Genomic DNA, 18,318 nt, shown 5'->3' with positions numbered 1-18,318 from the left:
GGTTCAGGCGGAGGCGTGGAAGGGCAGTCCGGCGTCGGCGACCAGGTCCGTGCCGTCGTCGGACGCCGCCGCGGGCAGCAGGCTCGCGCTGCCGTCGGTGACCGCGACGACGCCGAGGTCGAGGATCTCGGCCATCGCCGCGCTGCCCGCCATGTCGCGCACCTGGAGCTGGTAGCGGGCGGTGGTGCGGTACGTGCCGCCGGACTCGTCGCCGGTGCGCTGGAGGAAGCCGGAGTCGACCAGGAAGGCGACGGCCTTGCCGATGATGCCGGTGGTCGAACCGGCCAGCCGTCTGGCGTCCTTGGTCGCGCCGGTGGCGGTGCGCCGGGTGTAGACCCGCCAGGCCGCCTCAAGGCCGGGTGCGTCGCTGGCCGGGTCGGTGATCTCGCCTGCCTCGTCGGCGCGTTCCTCCAGGCGGCGGCAGGCCTGGCGGACGAAGGCGTCCACCCCGTTGACCGTGATCCGGCCGATGTAGCCGTCGTCGGCGAGGTCCTCGGGGCGGGGGAAGGCGAGCGCGGCGGCGGCCAGGTGCGCCAGGCCGTGCAGGAAGCGGTCGCCGGCGTCGGAGGCGGCCCGGCGGGCGTAGTCGCCCATACGGACCGCGAAGACCGAGTCCTCGCCCGCCGCGACGGCCATGCCGGCCCGCGGCGACACTTCGAGGACGACCAGGCCGAGTCCTGCGGCGACCGCGTCGGCGATCCGGGCGAACCCGGGGTCCTCGCGGTGCCGCCTGACCAGCTCGGCGTATTCCGCGTCCCGGGCGGGCAGCAGCTTGGGCTGGAGGCCGAACCCGACCAGGCGGGCGGCGTCCGCGACGTCTCCCGCGGTCAGGGCCGCGCCGTCCTTGTCGCGCAGGCCGTCCCGGGCGTCGCGGGCGGTGTCGCGCAGGCCGTCGCGAGTGGGTGTCCCGTCGTCGCGGTGGTCGCTCACGTCGTTCTCTCTTTCGGGTCCGCGGGGCGGGCGGCGAGGCGGGCGGTGCCGAGGACGAGGTCGGCCCCGCCGAAGTCGGGGTCGTCCAGCTCGGTCCCGTCGTCCACCGCGAACAGGACCTGCGGCTCGCCCTGCCGTACGGCGGTGCCGACCGGCGGCGACGCCGCGTGCAGCGCCAGCAGCGCGACCAGATACGGCAGGTCGGGATCGCTGCGGCGGGCCTGCGCGAGCAGCCCCGACAGCCGGCGGGGCGCGTCGTGCGGCAGGTCGAGCAGGTCGAGCGCGGCCTCCAGCTGCTCGTCGGAGAAGCGGCTGTCGTCGGGGGTGGCGACGAGGTCGGGCTCGGGCATCTCGGCGCCCAGGTGGTCGCGTTCGAGCGGCGGGGTGAGCAGCAGGTCGACCAGGTCGGTCACCCGGACCACGGCCGGGGTGCGCAGCCCGGTGCCGCGGGCGAAGAAGGCGTCGGTCACCCGGGAGGCGCGCTCCACCGGCAGCGGCAGCAGCGGGGCGACCAGCTGGCCGTACAGGTCGAGCCCGGCGCGGGCGGGCGGCGCGGCGAAGGCCTGCCGGTCCTGCTCGGCCCGGAACAGCGGTCCCGCCTCCAGCAGCCGCGACTGCAGCTGGGTGTGCCGCCTGATGCAGTCCTTGACGATGTCGACCAATTCCGCGGCGCGCCGCTTGTGCTCGGGATCCTCCGCCTCGTCGCGCGCTTTGCGGATGTTGGTGAGGATCGCGTTCTCGTGGCGGTAGCGGTCGGCGACATGGTCGAGGGCCTCGGCGATCATGTCGGGGACCTGGCGCAGCCAGTCCACCGCCCGTACATTGCGCCGGGTCGCCTCCAGGGTGCGGCGCAGCGTCTCGGCGTACTGGACGGTGCGGTAGCGGGCCTGCTCGGCGGCCAGTTGGGCGTCGGCGAGCCTGCCGCGGGTGATCAGCACCTCCAGCTTGACCTCGGCGGCGATCTGAGCGCTGGTGACGTCGGTGTCGAGGGCGCCCACCAGGACGTTGACCGCCTCGTCGGTGGTGCGCAGATAGACGCTGCCGCCGGGGCCGGGCACCTCCTCGATCAGCTTGAAGTCGTAGTCCCGCCGCACATAGCCGCCGTCGGCGCCGAACGTGCCGTAGACGGCGCGGAATCCGCGGTCGGCGCTGCCGACATTGATCAGGTTCTCCAGCACCCAGCGGGCGACCCGCTCGTGCTCCGGATGGCCGCGGCCCGGTGCCTGGGCGGCGACCCGGGGCAGCAGTCTCGCCACTATCTGGTCGTGGTCGGCGCCGGTGTCGAAGTCCATGTTGAGCGTGACCAGGTCGATCGCGGCGAGCGCGACCTCCGCCATCGCGTACACCGCATACTCGCCCGCGAGGTTGACCTTGCGGGTGTCGAGGTCGTGCAGCGGCGCGGTGCAGGCGAGCGCCTTGAGCCGGCGGGCCAGGCCCTCGTCCGCGGCGGGGCCCGGGGCCGGCCGGGCGGCGCCCGGCAGGGGGTACGGGACAGTGGTGGTCACGCCCCACACATTAAGCGGTGCCACCGACAACGAACGAAACGGCACGGATCGCCACGGGACGGGCACGCGTTGTCGGTGCGGGATGCCATGATCGGTCCGCGGGTATCTTACGGCAGCGGTGGACACGACGGGCGGATCACCATGGCGGACGCGGGCACGGGTGCGGGCGGCGAGGCCGGCGCGGGCGCGGTCATCGACCTCAACGCCGATCTCGGCGAGGGCTTCGGCCGCTGGCAGCTCACCGACGACGAGGCGCTGCTGTCGGTGGTCACCAGCGCGAATGTCGCCTGCGGCTTCCATGCCGGCGACCCGGCGACGATGCGGCGGGTGTGCGAGCGGGCGGCGGCCGGCGGGGTGCGGATCGGGGCGCAGGTGTCCTACCGCGACCTGGCGGGCTTCGGACGGCGCTCGATGGACGTGCCGCCCGCGGAACTGGCCGCCGAAGTCGCTTATCAGATCGGCGCGCTGGAGGTCTTCGCGCGGGCGGCCGGGGCGGCGGTGGCGTATGTGAAGCCGCACGGCGCGCTGTACAACCGGGCGGTTCACGACGCCGAGCAGGCGGCAGCCGTCGTCGAGGGCGTCGTGCTCGCCGGCCGGCTGCCCGTACTGGGCCTGCCCGGCTCCCAGTTGCTGGCCGCCGCGACCGACGCCGGGCTGCGCACGGTGGCCGAGGCCTTCGCCGACCGCGCCTATACGTCCCAGGGCACGCTGGTGCCGCGCCGCGAGCCGGGCGCGGTGATCGGCGAGCCCGGCGCGGTGGCCGGCCGCGCGGTGCGGATCGCCTCCGGCGACGGGGTGACCTCGGTGGACGGCCGGCCGGTACGGATCGCGGCGCGCTCGCTGTGCGTCCACGGCGACACCCCGGGCGCCGCGCAACTCGCCGCCCGGGTGCGGCAGGCGCTGGAGGCGGCCGGGCTGCGCGTGGCGGCGTTCGTATGAGCGGCGGGGCGGCGGAATCGTGAAGTGCCGGGTGCTGGCGATGGGACGCGGTGCCGTTCTGGTCGAGACCGAGGACGGCGAGCGCGCGCAGGCGCTGCACGCCGAATTGCTGCGGCGGCGCGCGGCCGGGGAATTCGCCGAGGTGCGGGAGATCGTGCCGGCCGCGCGGACCGTCCTGGTCGGCGGCCTCGCCGACCCGCGGGCCTTCGCCGCCGCCGTGTCCGGCTGGGACGTGCCGCCGGTCGAGGCCGGCCGCGGCGAACTGCGGGAGGTGCCGGTGCGCTTCGACGGCCCCGACGCCGCGGAGGTGGCCGCGCTGTGGTCGGTCGGCCCCGGCGAACTGGCCCGGATCGTCACGGCCACGCCTTTCCGGGTGGCCTTCTGCGGTTTCGCCCCGGGCTTCGCCTACCTCACCGGCCTGCCCGCCGACCTCCACGTCCCGCGCCGCCCGACCCCGCGCACCGCGGTCCCTCCCGGCTCCCTGGCCCTGGCCGGCCCCTACGCGGGCCTCTACCCGAGGTCGTCCCCGGGCGGCTGGCAGCTCATCGGCACGACGGACGCTGCACTGTGGGACCCGGACCGCGACCCGGCCGCGCTGCTCTCCCCCGGCACCGAGGTGCGCTTCGTCCTGGCGGCCTCGTGACGCCGCCCGCGGTCCCGCGGCGGCCCGCCGCCGTGCCCTTGCGCCGCCGGGTGGCGGTTCGGGGCGGCCTGACGGTGGAGGCGGGGACGTGAGCGGGGCGGGGCTGCGGGTCGTGCGGGCGGGGGCGCTGACCACCGTGCAGGACAGGGGGCGGGCCGGGTTCGCACATCTCGGGGTGCCGCGGTCCGGGGCGCTCGACCTGCCCGCGCACCGGCTGGCGAACCGGCTGGTCGGCAATGACGAGCGGGCCGCGGGGCTGGAGACGACGGTGTCCGGCTGCGCGCTGCGGGCGTCGCGTACGGTGCTGGTCGCGGTGACGGGCGCGGCCTGTCCCGTACGGATCGACGGCCGCCCCGCGGCCTGGGGCGCGCCGGTGGTGGTGCCGGACGGCGCGGTGCTCGACGTCGGCGCCGCCACGACGGGGCTGCGCAGTTACGTCGCGGTGGCCGGCGGGCTGGCCGTCAAGGCGGTGCTGGGCAGCCGGGCCACCGACCTGCTGTCCGGGCTCGGACCCGCGCCGCTCGCCGAGGGCGATGACCTGCCCGTCGGCCAGGAGCGGGGCCGCAGCTGCGCGGCGGACGTCCTGCCGTACGGCGCGGCCGGGTCGGACCTCGTGCTGCCGTTCCTGCCCGGGCCGCGTGACGACTGGTTCGCGGCCGGCTCCCTGGCCGCCCTGGTCAGCGGGGCCTACACCGTCTCCCCCGCCTCCAACCGGATCGGCCTGCGCACGCTCGGCCCCGCACTGCGCAGGGCCGCCGGGCGGGACGGCGAACTCCCCAGCGAGGGCATGGTGCCGGGCGCCGTGCAGGTGCCGCCGGACGGCCGCCCCGTCGTCTTCCTCGCCGACCACCCGACGACCGGCGGCTACCCGGTGATCGGCGTGGTGCCCGAGGAGTCGCTGCCCGCCGCGGCCCAGTCCGCGCCCGGGACCAGGATCCGCTTTGTCGCGCTGCGGTCCGGCCGGCCCGAGCTGTGAGCGGCCGGGATGGGCGGTCGGTGCCCCGCCGACGGCACGTCATGGCCCGCGCCCGTGAGGGGGGTTGCCCCTCGCGGTGGCGTTCGCCTGGTCCGGTCCGCGGCCGGTTGCCCGCGCTTCCGGGTGACTGCCCCTTGCGGGTGCGCTGCTTGCCTGCGGCGCCCTCATGGTCGCTCGCGACCATTGCGGACCGGACTTCCCGAGCCGAACACCGGTAGGTCCGCCCTTCGACCATGTCCTAGAGGGGATCGATCCTCGGTCGGCCGGCGCGGGCGCGGGGCGTGGCTTCCTCGACCTGGGCACGGGTGACCTTGCGGTAGAAGCGCTCACCGTGGGCGTCGGTGATGTCGACGACGGCAGCGGTCCACTCCTCGGCGGGCTCCTCAGGGACGAGCCCGACCCGGTAGTGCGCGTCCCTGAGTACCTCCTCCGTCAGCCGGACCCCGGTGAACCGCTCGGTCAGCGCGAGGACCGCCGCCTTGTCGTCGAGGGGGTCGCTCGTGCTGTCCTCGACGTCCGAGAGGTCGCAGCCGGCCTCGCGCATCATCGGGAGGAGGGCGTCGGGGGTGCTGCCGTCCCTGAAGGCGGGGCCGTCGAAGGTGGTCCGCAGCTCCCCGTCCTCGTACCAGGAGAAGCCGGCCAGCGGCTTGCCACCGTTGCTGAAGTGCGTCACGGCCCGGCCTCCCGCCGAGAATGCCTCCATGAAGCGCGGCCGGATGCCCGTGCCGCCCCGTGCGATCTCCCAGACGAGCGTCCAGTCGCCGTCCTCCCCCGGCACGGTGAAGGCGCCCGCAAGGAAGGAGTCGTCCGAGTAGTCCGTCGGGTCGCACAGCTCGTCCTGGAGCTCGGTCAGCTCCTCGGCCCCCGCACACGTGCCCCGCGGCTCCGCGCCCATGGCCCGCAGCACCTCCTCCGGAGGCACGCCCCGGACCAGGGCCATGCTGTACCCGCAGTCCAGCGCGTTGCCGAACAGCCGGGAGGAGCGTATCCAGGCGTAGTCGTCCGCGGTCACCGAAGTCATGTGCCCCAGTCTGCCCGCCGCCGCTGACAGCGCGTCACGCCCCGCCGCCGCCCGCGGCACCGACCTCTAAACCGCCCGACACCGCGTGCACGTCGGCTGCCGGGGCTCGCCTCCTCTGCCGCAGAGGGCAACCGCCAGGGGCGCGAGGAACGGCGCGCGCAACCACAACGCAACCGTCGCATGGAGACGAGCAGCACCACCCCAGGGGCGACTGCGCGACCAGCCACGACGGACCGTCGCATGGAAACCGGCGGGCACCCCCACAGGACACGGGGTCATCGGGAGGCGGCGGCCCGCGTCGCGGCACGGTGGGCGTCGAGGAAGGCGGCCACCGCGGCCGGCCAGGTGTACAGCTCGGCCCGCCGCCTGGCGCGCTCGCGGCGTACGGCCGCGGGCACCGCAAGGAGGCGGCGGACCGCGTCGGCGTACTCCGCGGGGGTGCCGGCCGCCGCGCCGGCCGGGCCGATGAGTGCGGGCAGCGCGGACCGCGCGCTGGCCACCACCGGCGTGCCGCAGGCCAGCGCTTCGAGGGCGGCCAGCCCGAAGGTCTCCACGGGCCCGGGGGCGAGCGCCACGTCGGCGGTCGCGAGGATCGCCGCGAGGTCGTCGCGCCGCCCGACGTGGCCGAGGAAGGTCACCGGCAGCCGGCTTGCCCGGGCACGGGTGGTGAGCCGGCTGCGCAGCGGCCCGTCACCCGCGACGACCAGCGCGGCGTCCACCCCGGCCCGCCGCAGCCGCGCCAGCGCGGCGAGCGCGTCGTCCGGCCGCTTCTCCGGGCTGAGCCGGGAGCACAGCACGAGCAGTACGGCGGCGCCGTGGCCGTACCGTTCCCGCAGTGCGGGGTCGTGGTGGCCGGGGTGCAGCCCGGCGAGGTCGACGCCGAGCGGGGCGCGTACGACATTGCGTGCCCCGATCCGTTCGAATTCGGCCGCCGCCCAGGCCGTGGTGCACACCACCCGGGTGTAGGCGTACGCGGTGCGCCGGTTGAGGGCGTCGGCGGCGCGGCGGGCGGTCCCGGCCGACAGGCCCCACGTGCCGAGGACGCCGTCGGCGCTCTCGTGGGAGACCATGACCGCGGGCACCCGGTGGCGTCTGGCCCACTCGCCGGTCCAGCGCAGCGTGGTGCGGTCGGACACTTCGAGCCGGTCGGGCGCGAGCTGTTCGAGCAGCGCGGCGACGGGCGCGCGGCGGGCCAGTACGCGGTAGCCGCCGGTGCCGGGGATCTCGGGTCCCGGCAGGGTGATGACCCGGCCCTGTGGGGTGTGCTCGTCGGACGCCTCGGGTCCGGGGACGACGAGCACGGGCTCGTGGCCTGCCGCCGCGTACCCCTCGCCGAGGTGGCGCAGCGCGGTGCGCAGGCCGCCGGACACGGGGGTGACGAAATTCGCCACCCGGACGATGCGCAGGCCGGCGGCGGTCATGCGGCGGCCGCCGCCCGCTCGCCGAGCACCTGCGCGTAGTGGCCGAGGAGCTGGTCGCCGACGGCTTCCCAGCTGCGTTCGGCGACGGCCTCGCGCGCGGCCCTGCCATAGCGGACGCGCAGCCGCGGCTCGGCGTGCAGCAGCCGCACGGCGGTGCGCAGGGCGAGGTCGTCGCCGGGCGGCACGAGCAGGCCGGTCCTGCCGTGGCCGACCAGGTCGAGCGGGCCGCCCGCGGCGGGGGCGACCACCGGGACACCGCTGGCCATGGCCTCCTGGACGGTCTGGCAGAAGGTCTCGAAGGGGCCGGTGTGGCAGAAGACGTCGAGCGAGGCGTAGATGCGGGCGAGGTCGCCCCCGGTTCTGCGTCCGAGGAAGACAGCGCGCGGCAGCGCCTGGCGCAGGCCGTGCGCGCTGGGTCCGTCGCCGACCACGACGACCTGGACGCCGGGCAGTTCGCTGGTGCCGGCCAGCAGTTCGATGTGCTTCTCCGCGGCGAGCCGGCCGACGTAGCCGACGATCAGCTCGCCGCGCGGGGCGAGTTCGCGGCGCAGTGCCCCGTCGCGGTGCCCGGGGTGGAAGCGGGCCGAGTCGACGCCGCGCGGCCACAGGTGGACCCGGGGCACGCCCTGGCCGGTGAGCGCGGCGACCGAGGCGGTGGAGGGCGCGAGGGTGCGGGCGGCGGCGGTGTGCACGGCGCGGATACGGCGCCAGGCGGCGGACTCGCCGGCGTTCAGATAGGTCCTGGCGTAGCCGGCCAGGTCGGTCTGGTAGACCGCGACCGCCGGTATCCGCAGCCGGGTGGCGGCGGCCAGGCCGCGTACGCCCAGGACGAAGGGGCTGGCCAGGTGGACGAGGTCGGCCCGGTGCGCGGTGATGGCGGCGGCGGTGCGCCGGCCCGGCAGCGCGACGCGCACCTGCGGGTAGCCGGGCAGCGGCAGTGAGGGGACGCGGACGACGGGGCAGGGGTCGTCGGCCTCCTGGTCGTGCGGTCCCGCGGGCGCGACGACCAGCGGCTCGTGGCCGCGGCGGGCGAGGTGTTCGGCCGTGCGCAGCGCGCAGTGGGCCACTCCGTTGACGTCGGGCGGGAAGGACTCGGTGACGATGGCGACTCTCATACCGACGTTGTCGCCGTACCGGACGTTGTCAGGGCCACGAGGATCTTTCCCGAAGGGGAACGCCCCGTGAGCGTTGGGCCGCGGCCATGTGCCGCGGCCTGGACATCCACGACGCAATGCCCCCATCCGCCCCGCCGGGCCGGGTGCCCGGCGGCGGGAGGCGGGTCGGCGGCCCCGCGGTGTCAGCGGGAGGCGCCGCCGGAGCTGAGACGGCCGCGGACGGCGGTCTGGACCTCGGCCTCCTCCGCGGGATCGGCGGCCAGGCGGCGCAACTGGGTCAGGACGCGGACGTCGCCGGAGGTGGCGCGGTGCGCGGCCAGTTCCCTGGTGGCCTCCTCGCAGTCCCACAGGCACTCGACGGCGAAGCCGGCCGCGAAGCCCGGGTCGGCGAGCGCCAGGGCGCGGGCGGCCGTGCCGCGCAGCTGCGAGGAGGACGTCTCGCGGTAGAGGTGCCGCAGCAGGGGCGCGGCGCGGCAGGCGGCGAGCCGGCCGACGCCCTCCACGAGCGCGTCGAGCCCTTCGGCGTCGGCGCCGCCCGCCTGCACGGTGCGGCGCAGCGCGGCGAGTACGAGGTCGGCGTCCGCGGGGCCGCCGCGGCGGGCGAGCATCCGGGCGGCGGCGCCGCCGAGCGGGTCGGTGCGTACGGCCCAGTGGCGGGCGCGCACCAGGGCGGCGTCGTCGCGCATCCGCTCGAAGGATTCGACGGCGGCGCGTACGACGCGCTCCTCGACGGCCTCGGCGGCGGCCTCGATCAGGTCGAGGCACCGCGGGTCGCGGCGGTCGCCGAGGTGGCGCAGGGCGGCGGCGCGGGCGGCGGACGGGCCGCGCTGGGCGGCGGCCAGCAGCGCGGGGCGGTCCTCGGCCCCCGCGACGGCGGCCAGGCAGCGGGCGGCGGGCTGATCGCGCTCGACGACGGGGTGGGCGTCGAGGCCCTGTTCCGCCCAGTCGAGGACGGCGGCGACGCTCCAGCCGGGGGTGGGGCCTGCCGACCGCATTTGGCGCTGCCAGCGGTCGAAGCTGACCTGCTCCGCGGCCTTCCTGACCCGTTCCGCGGTGGCGGGCTGCGCGGTGTCCTCGGCCCACAGCTGCCAGGGCCGCGGTTCGTACGCCTCGCGGACGGCACGGGCCAGGGCGGCGTCGCCGTCGGGGGTCCGCGGGAAGCGGCCGACCACGGCGGGGCCGAGCCTGCGCAGTCCGGCTTCGCCGTCGCGTATGGCCAGCTCGTCGAGCGCCCACTCCCAGCAGCCGCCGGTGGCGGCGTAGCGCCGCAGCAGGCGCAGCGCGTCCCGGCGGCCGTAACCGGCCAGGTGGCCCAGTACGGACAGGGCCAGGCCGCAGCGGTGCTCGTCGGGGACGATCAGGTCGTCGGGGTGGAAGAGGTGCTGTTCGATCCCGTCGAGCGGGCCTTCCAGGTCGGAATAGAGCCGCGCGTAATAGAGGGAGCGCGACTCGACCCGCCAGTCGAGCCGGGGGTCGCGCAGCACGCAGTGCTCCAGGGCGGCGAGTGCGTCGGCCCGCGGCGCCGCGAGGGCGTGCAGGGGACCGTCTCCGCGCCCCCGCTGGAGGAGGCCGAGAAGGGTGCCGCTGGGCGCTATGTCTGGGTCGAACATGAGGTCAGCATCCGGTGCGGGGGGTTCCATGGCAACGGGATTTCCGCTGCTGATGCCCGGCATCCTTACCGGCCACCGGGCATTTCATGCCGGGCGGCAGGAGTGGACCCCGTGGGGACGGGCGGCGGCAGCCTACCGACTCGGGGGCGGGATGTCGCTTCCGGGCGTGCCGCAAAGCGGGGCATGACGGCTCCCGGGCGCCGGGCGGGCGGCCGGGCAGCGGCGGCCGGACGGCCGGCGGGCGTCCGGCGTGGCCGCCGTACGGCGGCCACGCCGTGGCCGGAAACCCACTGGGCATTTGGCATATGTCCCAAGCACCACCAGATCGGGTATCACGGAAACCCTTACGCCCCATCGCTCCCTGTGCAACAGTCGTTACCGGCCCCTTCCGTCCGCCACGGCCGTAGAGCGCCTGCCAGCAGACACGTTCGGAGAGCGTCATGCCGTCCCCAACGCACGCGGATCACACCGCCGCGCAAACCCCGGATCCCGGTGCGGTGGACGCGCTGATCTCCCAGGCACGCCGGCTCAGGACACGGGTCGACGCGGTGCTGGGGGACAGCGACGCCGCCGAGGATCCGCGGCTGCGCTGGCAGCGCGCGCTGTGCGACCTCGCCGTGCACCAGCTCGACGACCTCGGCGCCCACCTCGGGCAGCTCAGGGACGGCCTGGACCCGGAGGACCTGCCTGCTGACCGGCTGCTGCTGCTCGATGCGCCGCTGCAGCCCGGCGGACCCGACGCGGCCGTGGTGGGCGCGCTCGGCCGGGCCGGCAGCGCGCAGTGGGATCTGCTCACCGACGCCGCGCAGTGGTCGGACGAGCTGTACCGGATCTTCGGCCGCGCCCCCGAGGACGGCCCGCTCACCCTGGACGAGCTGCCGTCCTGGCTGTTCGCCGAGGACCAGTCGGTGCTCACCGAGATGGTGACCGGCTGCCTGGTGGACGGGCGGCCGATCGACGGCGAGTTCCGTATCGTGCGCGCGGACGGCTCGGTGCGCACCGTGCACATGGTGGCCGAGCCGGTGCTCGGCGCCGACGGCGGCACCGAGTCGATGTGGGCGGTGCTGCGGGACGTCAGCGACCTGCGCCGCAGCCAGCGGACCCTGCGGGAGACCCGGGAGTCGCTGCAGCGCCAGCGGCAGATCGCGCAGACCGAGCGGCGGATGGCGGTCGAGCTCCAGGAGGCCGTGCTGCCCCCGTGGCGGGGCGCCCAGCGCTTCCCGCAGGACGGCGGGCCCACCACCATGGACCTGGCCGCGCACTATCTGCCGTCCGCGACCAGCGCCCTGATCGGCGGCGACTGGTACGACGCGATGCAGCTGCCGGACGGCGCCTCCTTACTGACGGTGGGCGATCTCACCGGACACGGGGTGACCGCCACGTCCGGCATGGCGATGCTGCTCGGCGCCCTGCGCGGGATGGCCGTCGCCGGCCTGCAGCCGGGCCCGCTGATGGGCTGGCTCAACGAACTGCTCGACACCTCGCCGCAGCCCGCCCTCGGCAGCGCCCTGTGCTGCCGTTACGATCCGGCCACCCGGGTGCTGGAGTGGTCGCAGGCGGGCCACCCCGCCCCGCTGCTGTTCCGCAACGGGGCAGGGCGGTCCCTCGATCCGCCGGACGGCGTCCTGCTCGGCGCCACCTCGGGCGCGCAATACGCCCAGGCGCACGAGCAGCTGGCCTCCGGCGACCTGCTGGTGCTGCACACCGACGGCCTGCTGCCGCGGCGCACCCTTGTGGACAGCCCGGTCACCGGCCCGCCGGACACCGACCGGGGCGGGCACCGGCTGCTGGCGATGGCCCCGCTCTTCGCCGCCGCCAGGACCGCGCAGGACTGCGTACGGCTGGTGGCGGAGGAGTTCGGCACCCCGGACCGCGAGGACGACGCCTGTGTGCTGATCGCCAGGATCGTCTGACCGCCGGCTCCGCCGCGGACTTCGGGCGGGTCCGGTCGCAGGAGCTGCTGTCCGACCCGTTCGGTGCCGGGCCGGTGATATGCCGCGGGTGCGGCGACGGGTGCCGCTCAGACCTCCCGGTAGCGGATGCCGCCGCCCTTCTTCCGCGGCGGCATCGCCGCCTCGATCTCGCGCCGCAGGTCCTGGACCCGGCTGTAGCCGGCGTAGCGCCCCGTGAGGCGGTACATCTCGCGCAGCCGGTCCCAGGTGCGGTGCGAGGAGGTCTGGCCGATCGTCAGCAGCGCCATCCGGGCGTAGGTGTCGGCCTGTTCGGGGTCGTCGGCGATGAAGCAGGCCGACGCCAGCGTCAGGTAGTCGAAGATCGTCGACCGCTCGTGGCCGGCGTTGCGCAGGCTGATCGCCTGCTTGGCGTGCTCCTGCGCCTGCACGGCGGCCGACGGATCGTGCTCGGCCAGCGTGCGGTAGGCGAGCGCCTGCATGCCGTGCAGATCGGCCTCGTCGAAATTCTGCATCCAGCTCGGCGGGGCCACATCGCCCTTGTCCGACCCGAACAGCTCCTCGGCCTCGCCGAGGGTGCGCCGCATCGCCTGGCCCTGTCCCATGGACGCCTGCGCCCACGCCTCGATGCTGTGCAGCATCGCGCGGGTACGGGGCTGGGCCTGGTCGCCCGAACCGGACTTGGCGAGCTGCATCAGGTCGATCGCCTGTTCCGGCTGCCCGAGGTGCACCATCTGCCGGGCGGCCCGGGACAGCGCCTCACCGGCGCGCGGCCGGTCGCCGCCTTCGCGGGCGGCGTGCGCGGCGATCAGGAAATACTTCTGCGCGGTGGGTTCGAGCCCGATGTCGTGCGACATCCAGCCGGCCAGGACCGCCAGATTCGCCGCCACCCCCCACAGCCGGCGCTGCAGTTGCACCGGATGCCGGTAGGAGAGCATGCCGCCCACCTCGTTGAGCTGGCCGACCACCGCCTTGCGCTGGAGTCCGCCGCCGCGGGCGGCGTCCCAGGCGCGGAAGATCTCGACCGAGTATTCGAGGGACTCGATCTCCTGGGAGCCGACCGGCGCCACCTCGTAACGGTCGTAGTCGGCCTGCTCAGCATGCAGCGGATCATCGATACGCGGTGCGTCCGCCGCGAGGGCGGGGTCGGAGTGCAGCCAGTCGTACATGGCATTGCTGATTACGGTGCCGGAGGCGAGCGCGGCGCCCGCGCCCACCAGACCGCGTCGGTTGAACATGAGGTCCATTCCCGTGAATTCGGTGAGGACCGCGGCTGTTCTTTCCGGTGGCCACGGGAGGCCGTCTCCGGTCTGTTTCTTCCCCGTCTGCCGCCGCCGGTCGAACCCGAGATCCTCAATGGTCACGACACGGCCGAGACGCTCGGTGAACAGTGTGGCCAACACTTTCGGCACGGGTTCGCGCGGCGATTCACCGGTGTCGATCCAGCGGCGGACCCGCGACGTGTCGGTCGCCAGCTGCGGGTGGCCCATGGCCGCCGCCTGCCGGTTGACCAGCCGCGCGAGTTCGCCCTTGGACCAGCCGGTGAGGCCGAACAGGTCCGCGAGTCGGGTGTTGGCACCATTGCCCACGTCAAGCCCCCAGGTTCCTCGGCGTTGTTGACACTATTCCCCCCGGCAATCGCCCCGCGAGTATTCGCCAGGGTTCGCCAGGGTTCGCCAGATGGTCTGCCACGGGCCGCCGGGTGTCAGGTAGGAACGCGCCACCCCGCCCCGACGCCGCATTCCCCAGGGTGCGGCGCCAGGCCGGGGTCGGCGCCCCTGAACTCGTAGGCACGCGAAGGGATCTGCTTCTTCCCATGTATTCGGCATCGGCCTCCGTGTCCGCCCCACCCCGCCCCGCCTACCCCGTCGCCGCGGGGTCCGCCGTCAGAACCCGAACGCCCGCCGGCCTGCGGCGCGGGACGCTCGGCGGCGCCCATCCGCTCAGCGGGAGACTCGACTTGACCGGCCCGCAGGGGACGCAGCTACGCACCGCCGTCGCCGCGGTGCAGCGGATCTGTCCCGAGTTCCACCCCGTGCAGCTGCTGCGCCGCGGTGGCCGCACCGCGCTGCTGATCGGCACCTCGGGGCGCTCGCCCGCGGTGGCGAAGTGCCTGCTGGACCACGCGCCGACGTGGGCGGATCGTTTCCGCCACGAGATAGCGGCCTACCGGACCTTCGTCCGGCACCGGCCGCCGGTGCGGGTCCCGCGGCTGATCGCCGCCGACCCGGAGAGCTGCGTGCTGGTGATGGAGCGGATGCCCGGCCGGGTCGTCTCGCCGCAGCGCCACCCGTCGCACCCGCCGACCCGCGGCGACGTGCGCGCCGCCCTGTCGGCGTACTCGCGGATCAACGCGTGGCGCCCGCCGCCGGGTTCGTTCGACGCGCCGATCGACTACCCGGCCAGGATCAGCCGTTACCACGAGCTGGGCCTGCTCACCGACCGCGACATGGGCGACCTGCAGAAGCTGCTGCACGGACTGGCCCACATCCAGGGGCAGTTCTGCCACGGCGACGCCCGGCTGTCCAATGTGCTGGTCTCGCCCGCCGGCCCCTCGCTCGTCGACTGGGAGCACGCGGGCTGGTATCTGCCCGGCTACGACCTGGCCGTGCTGTGGTCCGTGCTCGGCGACGACGAGGCGGCGCGCCGCCAGATCAGCCAGCAGGCGCAGGCCCCGGGCCCCGCCGCGCGGGACGCCTTCCTGGTCAACCTGATGCTGGTGCTGACCCGTGAGATCCGCACCTACGAGACGGCCGTCCAGCGCACCATGCGCTCCACCGCGCCGGCGGCGCCGGGCGCGGCCGAGACCGGCGAGGAGCAGCGGCTGCTGCTGCGCCGGCTGCACGACGACTGCGGGCTGGCCCGCAGGGCGGTGCGCGCCGCGGTCGGCACCCGCTGACCCCGGTGGGCTGAGCGCGGGGGCTCAGCCGGCCTGGAACATCGCCGCGGGCAGCGGCTTGAGCAGCTGGTAGAGGTCGTCGGTGATCGGCCGGTCCCAGGTGGCGATGGTCACCTGCACACCGTCGCTGCGGTCGAACTGCGCACACGCGACCCGCGACTCGGAAATCTTGATCCGCCGTACGATCAGCAGGCCGTCGCCCTGCCACACCGGTGTGTCCTCGGTCCCGGTGACCTCCGCGGGCTCCTCATTGCCGAGCGCCGCGAGCAGCTGCGCCACCTCGAAGGGCACCTGGCCCTCCTCCAGCTCACGGGCGGGCGACCCCTCCGGCAGATTGCCGATGAGCATCGCGGGACCGCGCCCGCCGAAGAGGTCGTAGCGCAGATAGATCCCCTCGCACCGCCCGTCGGGTCCCGGCAGCAGCCCGGCCCCGAGGTCTCCCGGCCAGTCCCCCGGGTCCATCGCGAGGACGTCGAAGTCCGGCCCGGTGGGCGTGGCTGCGCTGCGGCGGCGGAGGAAGGACATGCCGCCATGGTAAGGGGTGGCCTGCGCGCCGGGGACCCGCCGCCCACCGGATGCGTCCCGCGGGGGCCGCTCGGGGCGGCGTCAGCCGGCCGTGCGGGGCGGGGCGCTGATCAGGGCCAGTTCGGCGCGGGCTTCATCGGCCGTGCCGTCGGCGCCGCACCGCAGAGCGGTGTCAAGGCCGCGGCGGAGGCGGACGGCGGCTTCCGCGTGGCGGCCGGCCGCGCGCAGGGCGGCGCCGTGCGCGACCAGGGCGCAGCCGAGCCGGTGGGCCGACGGGGAGTCCTCCAGATGGGTGACGGCCTCGCTGAGCAGCTTGAGCCGCTCGGGGCCGCCGGAGACCTCGGCCGCGACCAGCAGCGCATGGCCGATCGCCGACCTGGCGCCGTACTGCCGCGCCCGGGTGACGGCGTCGAGCGCGGTGTGCCGGGCGCGTTCGGGCGCTTCGTGGGACTCGGCGAGCGCGAGGTGCAGCTGCCAGGGGCACCAGGCGGGGTTGCGCATGCCGCGCGGGTCGAGGCGGCGGCCGACCGCGGCCAACACCGCGGCGGCCTCCTTGTGCAGGCCGCGGGCGAGCAGCAGTTCGCCGTGCACGGCCTGGGCGTCGGGGACGGTGACGGCGGCGGGGAAGGGCTCGCTGAAGGCGTACTCGTCGGCGAGGTCCGTGGCCTGCGCGACGCGGCCGCGGGCCAGCAGGACCTCGATGAGGACGGCGACGGAATACCACTGCACGGGGGTGCCGCGTCCGACCCGGTCGGCGAGCCGCAGTCCGTCGCGGGCCAGCTCCTCGGCCTCGGCGAGCCGGCCGCCCCGGTAGCGGATGTAGCCGAGCAGCACCAGCCCGAAGGACAGGTGCGCGCCGCGCCACCCGTGGCGTTCGAAGTCGGCGATGCCGGTGGCGAACAGCTCCTCGGCGCGCTCGGGCCGGTCGGCGTACATGTACGTCATCGCGACGAGCACGGGCACCTCGAAGCCCCAGCCCTCGTTCGCCCACGGCAGGCCGCCGTCCAGCGCGCGGTCGGCGTGCCGCAGCACGGTGGAGGTGTGCTCACCGCGCAGGTTGGCGTCCCAGGCGCGCAGTCCGATGATGTACCGCTCGGTGAGGTCGCGGCCGGTGAGCCGGTCGGCGAGCCGGGTCAGCCGGCGCGAGCGGCTGGGCGAGTCGGACTCGTCGGCGCGGAAGGCGTCCCACATGAACTGCTCGGCCTGCATCCGCAGCCGGGTGCGGGCGCTGGTGGCGGTGCCCGCGGCGTGCGCGACCACCTCGGCGGCCTCGCTGAGCCGGTCGCTGTGCGCCAGGGACTGCGACAGCCGGAAGACGATGCCGTCGCGCAGCGCGGGGTCGCTGATCGGCTCCTCCAGCGCGGCCCGCAGGTGGTTGACGGTGACGGAGGGTTCGAGGAGCTGGGAGGAGCAGCCCAGTTCGTAGAGCACCGCGGCCCTGTCCTCGTCGGGCGGGGGTTCGCGCAGCGCCCGGCCGAGGTAGGTGCGGGCGGTCTCGGGGGCACCGGCCCGCAGGGTCTCGCGGGCCGCGGCCCGCAGCTGGCCGACCACCCACGGGTCTTCCTCGGGGTGGGTCTCCAGCAGATGGCGGGCGGCGGCGGAGGGGCCGAGCCCGGCGTCGACGATGGTCCAGGCGGCCTTGCCGTGCAGGGCGACCCGTACCGCGTCGGGAATCGCGCGGTAGACGGCGGTGGCGATCAGCGGGTGGACGAATTCCAGAGCGCGGCTGCCGGTGAGTATGCGGGCCTCGCGCAGCCGGTCGGCGCAGTCGGCGGCCTCCTCGCGGCCCAGTCCCGCGACGTCGGCGGCGAGTCCCGGCGGGACCTCGGTCCCCAGGACGGCGGCGGCCCAGGCGAGCCGGACCGTGGAGGGGCCGAGGCGTTCGAGCCTGCTGGTCAGGCCGTGGCCCTTGACGGCGGCGACGAGGTCGCGCAGCAGGTGGGTGCTGGAGCCGTCGGGGGTGAGACCGCGGTCGAGCACCTTGACGGTCAGCTCGACGGCCTCGAAGGGATTGCCCGCGGTGACGGCCCAGCACTCGCGGCAGAAGGCGTCGTCCGCGTGCTCGCCGACCGAGTCGCGCACCAGGCGGCCGATGGCGGTCGCGGTGAGGGGTTCCAGGCCGATCGGGCGGTGCCCCGCCCTGCCGGGCAGGCCGCGGAAGGCCTCGGCGCCTGCCGGGAGTTCGTCCGGCCGGTAGGCGACGACGATGAGCAGCGCGAGGTCGTCGGCGCGTGGGGCGAAGGCGGCCAGCCAGTTGAGCGACTGCGGGTCGGCCCAGTGGGCGTCGTCGAGGACCAGGACGACCGGTGCGCGCTGCACGACGAGGTGGGTGAGCACCCAGTCGAGCCCGTCGCGCAGGCCCTGCGGGTCCGGGGCGGCGCCCTCGGCCGTGCACAGGCCGAGCGCCGGGCCGACGATGCCGTACCAACTGCCCAGCGTGGCCTGGAGGTCGGCCGCGGTGGCGCCCGCGAGCTGCGGTTGCAGCAGTTGCCGCGCCACATGGAAGGCGACCTGCTGCTCCTGGTCGCCGCCGCGTGCGGACAGCACGGTGCAGCCGTGTTCGGCCGCGCGTCTGCGCACCTCGGCGAGCAGCGTGGTCTTGCCGAGGCCCGCGGATCCGGCGAAGGCGAGCAGGCCGCCGCGCCGACCGGCACCGGGCTGCTCGGTGCCGTCCGGTCGCAGGCCGCTGAGTTCGCTGAGCGCCTCGTCGACGGCGACGATTTCCGCCTCGCGTTCGAGCAGCGCGCGCCGACGGTGCGTCTGGCGCTGCGGCATGGTGCACCCCCTGGCGTCCGGACGGCGCATGCACGGCGTACGCCGTGCC

Annotated in this window: 14 protein-coding genes; 5 read left to right on the top strand and 9 right to left on the bottom strand. The window is 75.4% G+C overall.

Annotated elements, in window-relative coordinates; all coding sequences use genetic code 11:
• Nucleotides 1-3 precede the first annotated feature (3 nt).
• The gene (locus tag OHA86_RS33225; protein WP_443054383.1) at nt 4-888 is read right to left on the bottom strand and encodes a hypothetical protein; all 885 of its coding nucleotides are present in this window, start codon (nt 886-888) and stop codon (nt 4-6) included.
• A gap of 38 nt (nt 889-926) precedes the next feature.
• Entirely contained in the window at nt 927-2,435 is a 1,509-nt protein-coding gene (locus OHA86_RS33220; RefSeq protein ID WP_329181340.1) for a hypothetical protein, read from the bottom strand.
• A 141-nt stretch (nt 2,436-2,576) separates the two neighbouring features.
• On the opposite strand from OHA86_RS33220, the gene OHA86_RS33215 reads away from it, so the two are divergent.
• The 3 genes from OHA86_RS33215 to OHA86_RS33205 all read left to right on the top strand — a co-directional run bounded on the left by OHA86_RS33215 (nt 2,577) and on the right by OHA86_RS33205 (nt 4,993).
• Nucleotides 2,577-3,374, top strand: a complete 798-nt coding sequence (locus tag OHA86_RS33215) for a LamB/YcsF family protein (RefSeq protein WP_329182650.1) — start codon at nt 2,577-2,579, stop codon at nt 3,372-3,374.
• 40 nt (nt 3,375-3,414) lie between these two features.
• Nucleotides 3,415-4,017, top strand: a complete 603-nt coding sequence (locus tag OHA86_RS33210) for a 5-oxoprolinase subunit B family protein (RefSeq protein ID WP_329181338.1) — start codon at nt 3,415-3,417, stop codon at nt 4,015-4,017.
• 88 nt (nt 4,018-4,105) lie between these two features.
• Nucleotides 4,106-4,993: a biotin-dependent carboxyltransferase family protein gene (locus tag OHA86_RS33205; protein ID WP_329181337.1), complete on the top strand. Its 888-nt coding sequence runs from the start codon at nt 4,106-4,108 to the stop codon at nt 4,991-4,993.
• A gap of 238 nt (nt 4,994-5,231) precedes the next feature.
• Here OHA86_RS33205 and OHA86_RS33200 read toward each other — a convergent pair whose 3' ends face one another.
• The 4 genes from OHA86_RS33200 to OHA86_RS33185 all read right to left on the bottom strand — a co-directional run bounded on the left by OHA86_RS33200 (nt 5,232) and on the right by OHA86_RS33185 (nt 10,160).
• Nucleotides 5,232-6,014, bottom strand: a complete 783-nt coding sequence (locus OHA86_RS33200) for a DUF6461 domain-containing protein (RefSeq protein WP_329181335.1) — start codon at nt 6,012-6,014, stop codon at nt 5,232-5,234.
• Between the two features lie 275 nt (nt 6,015-6,289).
• Nucleotides 6,290-7,435 carry a glycosyltransferase gene (locus OHA86_RS33195; protein WP_329181334.1) on the bottom strand — a complete coding sequence of 382 codons (1,146 nt, stop codon included), beginning with the start codon at nt 7,433-7,435 and terminating at the stop codon, nt 6,290-6,292.
• The gene (locus OHA86_RS33190) at nt 7,432-8,550 is read right to left on the bottom strand and encodes a glycosyltransferase family 4 protein (protein WP_329181332.1); all 1,119 of its coding nucleotides are present in this window, start codon (nt 8,548-8,550) and stop codon (nt 7,432-7,434) included. The genes OHA86_RS33195 and OHA86_RS33190 overlap by 4 nt, the downstream gene beginning before the upstream one ends.
• Nucleotides 8,551-8,732: 182 nt before the next feature.
• Nucleotides 8,733-10,160: a HEAT repeat domain-containing protein gene (locus OHA86_RS33185; RefSeq protein WP_329181330.1), complete on the bottom strand. Its 1,428-nt coding sequence runs from the start codon at nt 10,158-10,160 to the stop codon at nt 8,733-8,735.
• Between the two features lie 440 nt (nt 10,161-10,600).
• Between OHA86_RS33185 and OHA86_RS33180 the strand changes: the two genes are divergently transcribed.
• Nucleotides 10,601-12,073 carry a PP2C family protein-serine/threonine phosphatase gene (locus OHA86_RS33180; RefSeq protein WP_329181329.1) on the top strand — a complete coding sequence of 491 codons (1,473 nt, stop codon included), beginning with the start codon at nt 10,601-10,603 and terminating at the stop codon, nt 12,071-12,073.
• A gap of 107 nt (nt 12,074-12,180) precedes the next feature.
• On the opposite strand, the gene OHA86_RS33175 is transcribed toward OHA86_RS33180, so the two are convergent.
• Nucleotides 12,181-13,659, bottom strand: coding sequence for a DNA-binding protein NsdB (locus tag OHA86_RS33175; RefSeq protein WP_329181327.1), 1,479 nt, complete (start codon nt 13,657-13,659; stop codon nt 12,181-12,183).
• A gap of 227 nt (nt 13,660-13,886) precedes the next feature.
• Between OHA86_RS33175 and OHA86_RS33170 the strand changes: the two genes are divergently transcribed.
• Nucleotides 13,887-14,969, top strand: coding sequence for an aminoglycoside phosphotransferase family protein (locus OHA86_RS33170; RefSeq protein WP_329181325.1), 1,083 nt, complete (start codon nt 13,887-13,889; stop codon nt 14,967-14,969).
• A 24-nt stretch (nt 14,970-14,993) separates the two neighbouring features.
• On the opposite strand, the gene OHA86_RS33165 is transcribed toward OHA86_RS33170, so the two are convergent.
• Nucleotides 14,994-15,494 (bottom strand): hypothetical protein, encoded by a 501-nt coding sequence (locus tag OHA86_RS33165; RefSeq protein WP_329181323.1) that lies wholly within the window; start codon nt 15,492-15,494, stop codon nt 14,994-14,996.
• An 81-nt stretch (nt 15,495-15,575) separates the two neighbouring features.
• The gene (locus OHA86_RS33160; RefSeq protein ID WP_329181321.1) at nt 15,576-18,269 is read right to left on the bottom strand and encodes an ATP-binding protein; all 2,694 of its coding nucleotides are present in this window, start codon (nt 18,267-18,269) and stop codon (nt 15,576-15,578) included.
• Between the last annotated feature and the right edge of the window lie 49 nt (nt 18,270-18,318).

The sequence above is a fragment of the Streptomyces sp. NBC_01477 genome, from assembly GCF_036227245.1.
In the GTDB taxonomy this organism is placed as follows: domain Bacteria; phylum Actinomycetota; class Actinomycetes; order Streptomycetales; family Streptomycetaceae; genus Actinacidiphila.
Note: the sequence above shows the minus strand (reverse complement) of the source record. Positions and strands in the feature narration are given on the sequence as shown.